The sequence below is a fragment of the Sulfitobacter sp. IGS-18 genome (assembly GCF_059628195.1).
The window spans coordinates 1-7,354 of record NZ_JCAQIH010000007.1; the positions used below are offsets into that span (position 1 = coordinate 1).

Below are 7,354 nucleotides of genomic sequence, written 5' to 3' on the forward strand. Positions count from 1 at the left end.
GTTGCCTGACCATGCTGCGGCTGCCATCCATGCGTTGATCTGCCAAGCGGAGGCGATTGCCGATCAGGCTGAGGCCCTGGAGAAACGGATCCTCGAGTGGCACCGGACGCACGAGACGAGCCGGCGACTGGCGACCATTCCCGGTATCGGACCGATCACCGCCAGCGCAATTGCTGCAAATGTTCCGGATCCGAGCCTGTTCCGCTCGGCACGACAGTTCGCGGCCTGGCTAGGCCTGACGCCACGGGCGAACTCAAGCAGTGGCAAGGATCGACAGACCGGGATCAGCAAGCAGGGTGATGGATATATCCGGCGACTGCTCGTTTCCGGCGCGACTGCGGTGCTTCGCTTTGCAAGGCAGGGCGATGCCGGCAAGGCTTGGATGCTTGGGCTTAAAGCACGCAAGCGACCGAAAGTCGTTGCGGTCGCGCTCGCCAACAAGACTGCCCGGATCGCTTGGGCGCTCCTGCGCCGCAACGAGATCTACGCGGCCCCTGTCTCCTGAGCGCGGAACCGCTGACGGAATGCGTGAAGCTGAGAAGAGATGACAAACCGGTCGAACCGGGGATCGGGACACCCCAGGGGGTCAAGGCGCAGAAAGCGCGCAATTTTGATTGGGACCCGATCCGCGGACTTCATCTGGGCCAGCGGCTAGACCGCACCACAAAGGCCGTAGACATGACTGCTTTCGGCATAGGCGCGTCAATTCCCAGCTTGCGCAGCAGGGGTCGTCCAGACATGGGAACACTTGCCCTCGCCAGAGATGCCCACTGCGCGTTGGCGACGGTCCACCAATGACTTGCGCCACCGGACCTGTGGGGGAACCGGCGCAGCGCCAGTTCCCCATCGGCTCATTCTGCCGGAACCCAGGGCCGGTTATAGGCTGCCACGCGCCAATCACCGTGTTCGATGAACCGGGGGGCGCTCCCGGTTTCCAGCGCCTCGGCTGCGGCGTTCAGCGCCTCGGGCGATGTCTCGGGCCAGGCGCCCGTTTCGATCCGTTCGACCAGGGTCTCGACGATGGCCGTGCTTTCGGCAGCCGTGAACTCGCAATGGCCCGTGCCCTGGACCAGCGACTGCCGATACAGATCGCCGGTACCCTGCTCCTGCACCAGCGCGCCGTAGCCTTCCATCAGCGTGTAGGGAATGGCCCAGTCGCCCAGCATGTGGATGCGGATCGCCGGAACCTGCAGATCGCCGGTCGTCGTGCGCCCGTCTGCGGCCCAGAAATCGCGCGCATAATCCGAGGCCGCGATGCGGGGGGCGGCGTCGATCCTGGCAATGTCGGCCTGAAGGTCCAAACCGGCCTGTTCGTAGAGCGCCTCAACCGTCCGCGCCATCGCGGGTGCGGCATTCTGGTAGAAGGCGGCATAGTCGACCCCCTCGTTCCCGGAAAGTTGCTGCCCCGATGCGGCGTTTTCGAACAGAAGCCGCGAGGACCCGCCAACATTACCGCCGATGCGCAGCGCCGAGGCCACGATCATGTCGGCCATGGCGCCGGCATCCGCGGTGTCGGGTAGTTCGGTCCCCTCGACCATCCACGGCGACCACTGTCCGATGGCGAAGGCAAGCGCCAGCCGCGCGCGGCCCTCCGGGCTTTCGCCCGCCGTTTCGATGGCGGCCATCCAGGACGCACGGATCGCGTCAAGGCTGCGCTCGCCACCCGCTCCGGCATTGGGCAGGCCGACGATGGCGAGATCGCTGGCCGGACCGTGCCCAGCGGCCTCATAGCTTTCGCCCAGCAGGGTCTGCATGGCGAACCAGCCATCCAGGAAACTGCTCATGATCCAGACCGGCGTATGGGCGGCAAGCACGGCGGCACCGTCGATCCTGTCCGGGTAATCCTCGGCCGAAGCGAGGCTGTCGAGCCCTCCGCCAGAACAGCCGTATTGCAGCACCATGTCAGGAGCGCGCTCCAGGTCCGTGAAAATGTCCTGAACAGCTTGTAGATTCAGGATTTCACGCTGCGGATCGTATTGCCACAGGCGCAGCGGGTGCCGGGCGAGCCCGGCGAAGGCATAGCCACGACCGAGCAGGTCGTCATACCGCTGGACCGCTGACGCGACCGAAACGTTGCTGGCGAAATCCAGATCCCTGAGTAGTCGACCATTCCAGTTCTCGGGCACGCGGATCAGCCATGCCGTCCCGTCCGGCAGGGTTCCCGCATGTTCGTTGAAGGCGGGCTGCTCCTGCGCCGACGCGAGCGGGGCGAAGCCCGCGGTCAGAGCGAGGCAAAGCACCACCATTCCGGTCCGCGAACGCGGGCCGGCCAAATTGGCTGTCCGTGACATGAATTTCCTCCAGTTTGATGCAGCGATGAAATCCGGCTCCTCTTCCGGGGAACCATCGCCGGGAAAAACATAGATAGCTAATTATTAGTGTCAAGGGCTCTGATGCACAAATCGGCTTAAGGCCGAGGTTCCCCTTTCCCCGGACGGACTTATCCCACAGCTTCCGTGACGGGTATTCCGAGCGCGGTGTAGCCGTTCAGGACGGCGATGCGGACCTGGAGTTCGGCGACCTGTCGATCGAAGTCCCGTGCCATGAGCCGCTGGCCCAGCAACTTGATACAATGCATCTTTGTCTCGACGCGGCTTCGGCGGTGGTATCCACTCCATCGTCGCCAGAGCGCGCGGCCCAGGTATTTCGCCGCGCGCAGGGCCTCATTTCGCGCCACGGCTCCGGCGGTGATCGTCTTCCAGGGCTTCGCGTTCTTGCGGGGCGGGATGACGGCATGGGCACCGCGATCTGCAATCGCATCGTGGCATTTGCGCGTGTCGTAGGCGCCATCAGCCGTAACGCTACCGATTTCCTGGTCCTGCGGGATTTGGTCGAGAAGGTGGGTAGGATGGGCGCATCACCGATGTGGCTCCCGGTGACTTCGACGGCCCGGATCTCCAACGTTTCTTCATCGATCCCAAGGTGGAGCTTGCGCCAGACGCGCCGTTTCGGGCCGCCATGCTTGCGTGCGTGCCACTCGCCTTCACCTTCGACCTTGATCCCGGTGCTGTCGATCAGCAGGTGCAACGGCCCCTTGGAGCCGCGGTAGGGGATGTTCACGGCCAAGGTCTTCTGGCGGCGAGATAGCGTGCTGAAGTCGGGCACCGTCCAGTTCAGGCCGACCAGCCGTAGCAGGCTCTCGACGAACCCGGTCGTCTGCCGGAGCGCCATGCCGAACAGCACTTTCATCGAGAGGCACGTCTGGATAGCGGCATCGCTGTAGGTCTGCTGGCGGCCACGCCTGCCTGTCGGCGCGGCATCCCAGCTCATCTCGGGGTCAAACCAGATCGTCAGCGAGCCCCGGCGCTTGACTGCTTCATTGTAGGCTGGCCAGTTCCTGGTCTTGTAGGTCGGGGGTATGGGTCTGCTCATGCAGCCTGACTAACAGACTGGATTCGCAAGGTGAAACCTTCACAGCATTTGCGCAACATGTATAACCGCCCCTTGCGCAAGAGGGTTTCTGGATCAGTTTCGCGCGGTGTCGGGTGCTGACATGTATCCGGCCTCTGTTGCGGCCATCATCACGCCGCGGGCCCGTATGGTGTTCGCAGGTCGGGTCCAGATCAAAGCCGCGTGCTCGATGGCACTCTGTTGCGCTCTGGTTCTCCCGATCCCGTCTCACGACCGTGCGCCAAACGTCTCCTTGCCCTCTTCCGCTCCGACGTCCTCGCGACCAGTGACGGCTTACGCCGCAGCGGTCGGAGACTGGTAGGCGCCGCCTCGGGCCATCAGCGCCCAGACGATCCGCGCCATTTTGTTCGCCAGCGCGACCCGCACCAGCATCGGCGGCTTGCGCGTCAGCATCTCGCCAAGCCATGTGCCCGGCCGGGCAGCGGCATGAACATGCCTGTCGCGTAGCCCTTAATTGTGAGATGAGAAATCCAACGAAATCAACGGCCTTGCTTTGCCCTTAAATATGATATTTTGCCTTTAAATCCGATATTTTTGCCCTTAAACCTGAGACAGGGTTCGCAGCTTCGTGTGGCAAATATTGATGGATGATGATCGCGAAGACTTCGTTGCCGCTGGTGCTGAGGAGGCGCGCAGGGCGGCCGTTCTGCGTCCGCTTGTTCAGGCATATCTCAAAGGAACTGGCAGTCTGGAAAGTGGCATCAATGACGCCGTTTGGGAGCTTGGTGTCAGCAGGGCGACTGTCTGGCGCTGGATAAAGCGTCTGGCCGAAGAGGGTGGGCGCACCAGCGCGCTGGCTTCTCGGAAACGGGGCCGCCCGACTGGTACAACCTTGATATCCGGCAAGGTGGAAGCGGTGATCGAAGAACATCTTCGCCGTTATTTCTTACGGCGGGAACGCCCAAGCCTGTCGCGCATCGTGACAGAAATCCGAAGCGCGTGCTGGCAGCAGGGCTTGCAACCGCCGACACGTCGGACGGTTCAGCGCAGGCTGGATGCAATGGATGCCCGTGAAATTGCCAAGGCACGCGAAGGCGCAAAGGCGGCCCGCCAGAAATTTGCGCCGGTCGTAGGCGACAACAAGGCAAACCGGCCACTGGAGGTCGTGCAAATCGACCATACGCCTGCGGACATCATTCTCGTCGACAGTTTTGAACGCAAACCAATTGGGCGGCCTTGGGTCACGCTGGCGATCGACGTCGCAACGCGGATGGTGACCGGATATTACACCTCTCTCGAGGCACCTTCGCGTCTGTCGGTGGCGCTTTGCCTGACACAGGCTGTGGCCCCCAAGGCGGAACTTCTGGCGGAATTGGTGCGCAATGTTCCTTGGCCCGCGCAGGGTAAACCGCATAGCATCCACGTCGATAACGGGCGCGATTTCCGGTCGCATGCCTTTCGGTCGGCATGTGCAGAATGGGGGATCGATCTGGTCTATCGGCCGCCAGGCAGTCCTCATTTCGGAGGGCACATCGAACGATTGATCGGCACGATGATGGGGGCCGTGCACCTGTTGCCTGGAACAACGCAATCCTCGGTCGTGGCCAAGGGCGACTATGACGCCGAGGGCATGGCCACGATGACCTTAAGCGACTTCGATCGCTGGTTTGCTCTGGAAATCTGCCGCTACAACAACAGCATTCATTCAAGTCTTGGCTGCACGCCCGTTGCCAAATGGGAGGCGCTCTCAGAGCAAATGATGGGCGATATCCCCTTCGAGATTGAAGCCTTTCGGGTGAGCTTTCTGCCAAGTGAACTGCGCAAGGTCAGGCGTGACGGCATCCATCTGTTCCAGATACGGTACTGGTCCGATGCGCTTGCAGGCCACATCGGGCGCGGGGATGGAAAGGTGGTCGTCCGCTACGACCCTCGCGACCTCTCGGTGATCTGGGTCGAACTGGATAATGACCGATACGTCGAAGCTCGGTACCGAAACCTGGAAATTCCGCCTGTGTCGCTCTGGGAATATCGCGAAGCCATGAGGAATGCCCGTGCCCTTGGCAAGTCCGGGTCCAATGAGCTGGTCCTGGCTGAGCTGATCCGACAGCAACGCCAAATCGAGTCTGAAAGCCGGAGCCTGACGAGGGCCGAACGCCGATCCCGTGAAAGAAAAGGGACATTGGAGGGCGCCAACTCGGCCGTCTCAACAACCGAAGGGCTGCGCGCGATCGATACGGGTGATACATCGCGCCCATTGTTCAAGGTGGAGAGATGGTGAATTGAGGGCAGGAAAAACAGAGGAAGACGGTCGGATCACCCTCATTCAATCGGATATCTGGATTGGCTTTCCGCGGGCCGAACAAGTTCTGGACCGTTTGCAGTGTATGATCGAAGCGCCAAGGCAAACCCGTATGCCTGGCCTTCTTGTGCATGGCGCGTCCGGGATCGGAAAGACGATGATCGCCCGCAATCTTTCGCGCAGATATGCACCGGAATATGACCCAGCATCGGGAATTACGCGAACGCCGCTGTTACTGTTACAAGCACCACCAGCTCCCGACGAACGACGGTTCTATCTGCACATCCTGGCGACCGTCGGGGCACCGGCCACGGCACTGAGCGCGCGCGCTCAAAATGTGGCCTCCCTCGAAGTCCGTGTCGTCGCGCTCTTGCGCGACCTTGGCCTGCGGATGATCATGATCGACGAAGTCCACAACCTCTTGGCCGGGACCCACCGCGAACAGCGCCGCTTTCTCAATGTTCTGCGGTATCTCAGCAATGAACTCGAAGTGTCGCTGGTCTGCCTGGGGGTCAGCGAGGCCGTCGATGCCATCCGTGGTGATATCCAGCTTGCCAGGCGGCTGGACGAACATCACCTTCCAAACTGGCGCGACGACGCCGAGTTCTCGGACATGATCCAGACACTCATCGCGGCAATGCCCCTCGAGAAGAAATCCAATCTGAAGGTCAAGTCACTAAAGCAGATACTTGCGCTGACCGGCGGGGTGACCTCGCGCATCTTCGCCCTGATCAAGGATCTTTCCATCGACGCCATTGTCACAGGTGATGAATGCATCACCGATGACGCAATCGCAAAATGGACGCCGGTTTGGTCGCGCCATGCGAACCCCCATCGGCGGCTCGAGAAGTCCGGGGTGTGAAGCCGCACCCGCTGCCCAAGACTGTCGCGCCGCTGCCCGACGAGTTGTTGTCAGGTTGGTTGTCTAGGCTGGCGGCGGCCAACTACTGTGATGATGCGGAACTACTGGCTCATCTCAGAATCGATACCGCGCATGGCACCGCCTTGAACTTCAACGTCGACGCGGCTGCGGCGGCGAAGATTGCCAACGCCGCACGGATTGACCCAGATGTTGTGCGATCTTTGACCTTCCCAGCAATGACGACACGAGAAGCCTCGCTGACGGCCCAGATACCATTCCAGCATTGCCTGCAATGTTCCAGAGAGGGCCTTTCGCTCAAGCATTGGAGGCGAGCCTGGGCATTCGACTGCCAGGTTTGTGGGACGAGACTTGTGCCGACGCTCGGCAAGGCCAGTGGCGAACAGATGCCCGAAAAGCTGATAAATCGTGCGCGCAACGGCGCCGCGCGGCTTGAATACGCCGCGCGATTACGCAGCTCCAAGCAATTTCGGCGCGCAATGCGCGCGGTCACCTTTGCCATATCATTAAAGGCCTTCCGCGGAGATCCGTTATACGCTCTTCAGGGCCACAGGCTGGAAGTAAGGCTGTTTTGCCTTGCTGCAATTGATGCAGCCCAATCCCGTCCACTGGTCAAAGCGGCCATCTCAAGCTCCGGCATCGACGACTATGCAAGGGTTGCTCTATTGCGCGCCTTCGATAAGGAGCCACGTCTGCTTGCCGCGGTCGATTACATCGCCCGGCAGCGCGCGAAAAGCATAGGCGCGATGGCAGTGGAATCTCATAATTAAGGGCAAAAAATATCCCCGAACGCGTCGTGTCTCAGATTTAAGGGCAACGCGACA

4 protein-coding genes and 3 pseudogenes are annotated in these 7,354 nt (G+C 61.3%); 4 read left to right on the plus strand and 3 right to left on the minus strand.

Features of this window, described 5'->3' with window-relative positions; translation table 11 throughout:
- Window position 1: 1 nt before the first annotated feature.
- Window positions 2–505: pseudogene (locus ACWNZ3_RS23040) on the plus strand (IS110 family RNA-guided transposase); the annotation flags it as partial.
- Window positions 506–851: 346 nt separating this feature from the next.
- On the opposite strand, the gene ACWNZ3_RS23045 reads toward ACWNZ3_RS23040, so the two are convergent.
- The 3 genes and pseudogenes from ACWNZ3_RS23045 to ACWNZ3_RS23055 all read right to left on the minus strand — a co-directional run.
- Window positions 852–2,291 carry a hypothetical protein gene (locus tag ACWNZ3_RS23045; RefSeq protein ID WP_024099412.1) on the minus strand — a complete coding sequence of 480 codons (1,440 nt, stop codon included), beginning with the start codon at window positions 2,289–2,291 and terminating at the stop codon, window positions 852–854.
- Window positions 2,292–2,440: 149 nt separating this feature from the next.
- Window positions 2,441–3,294, minus strand: a pseudogene (locus ACWNZ3_RS23050) (IS5 family transposase).
- A 390-nt stretch (window positions 3,295–3,684) separates the two neighbouring features.
- A pseudogene (locus tag ACWNZ3_RS23055) lies at window positions 3,685–3,849 on the minus strand (IS110 family transposase); the annotation flags it as partial.
- 145 nt (window positions 3,850–3,994) lie between these two features.
- On the opposite strand from ACWNZ3_RS23055, the gene ACWNZ3_RS23060 reads away from it, so the two are divergent.
- Genes ACWNZ3_RS23060 through ACWNZ3_RS23070 form a run of 3 tightly spaced genes read left to right on the plus strand, consistent with a single transcriptional unit; the run spans window position 3,995 to window position 7,300 of the window.
- Entirely contained in the window at window positions 3,995–5,629 is a 1,635-nt protein-coding gene (locus ACWNZ3_RS23060; protein WP_024099411.1) for a TnsB C-terminal domain-containing protein, read from the plus strand.
- On the plus strand, window positions 5,589–6,512 hold the full coding sequence (locus tag ACWNZ3_RS23065) for a TniB family NTP-binding protein (RefSeq protein WP_235872058.1): 924 nt from the start codon (window positions 5,589–5,591) through the stop codon (window positions 6,510–6,512). The genes ACWNZ3_RS23060 and ACWNZ3_RS23065 overlap by 41 nt, the downstream gene beginning before the upstream one ends.
- Complete coding sequence (locus ACWNZ3_RS23070; RefSeq protein WP_007803196.1) at window positions 6,509–7,300, plus strand: TniQ family protein; 792 nt, start codon at window positions 6,509–6,511, stop codon at window positions 7,298–7,300. The genes ACWNZ3_RS23065 and ACWNZ3_RS23070 overlap by 4 nt, the downstream gene beginning before the upstream one ends.
- Window positions 7,301–7,354 lie beyond the last annotated feature (54 nt).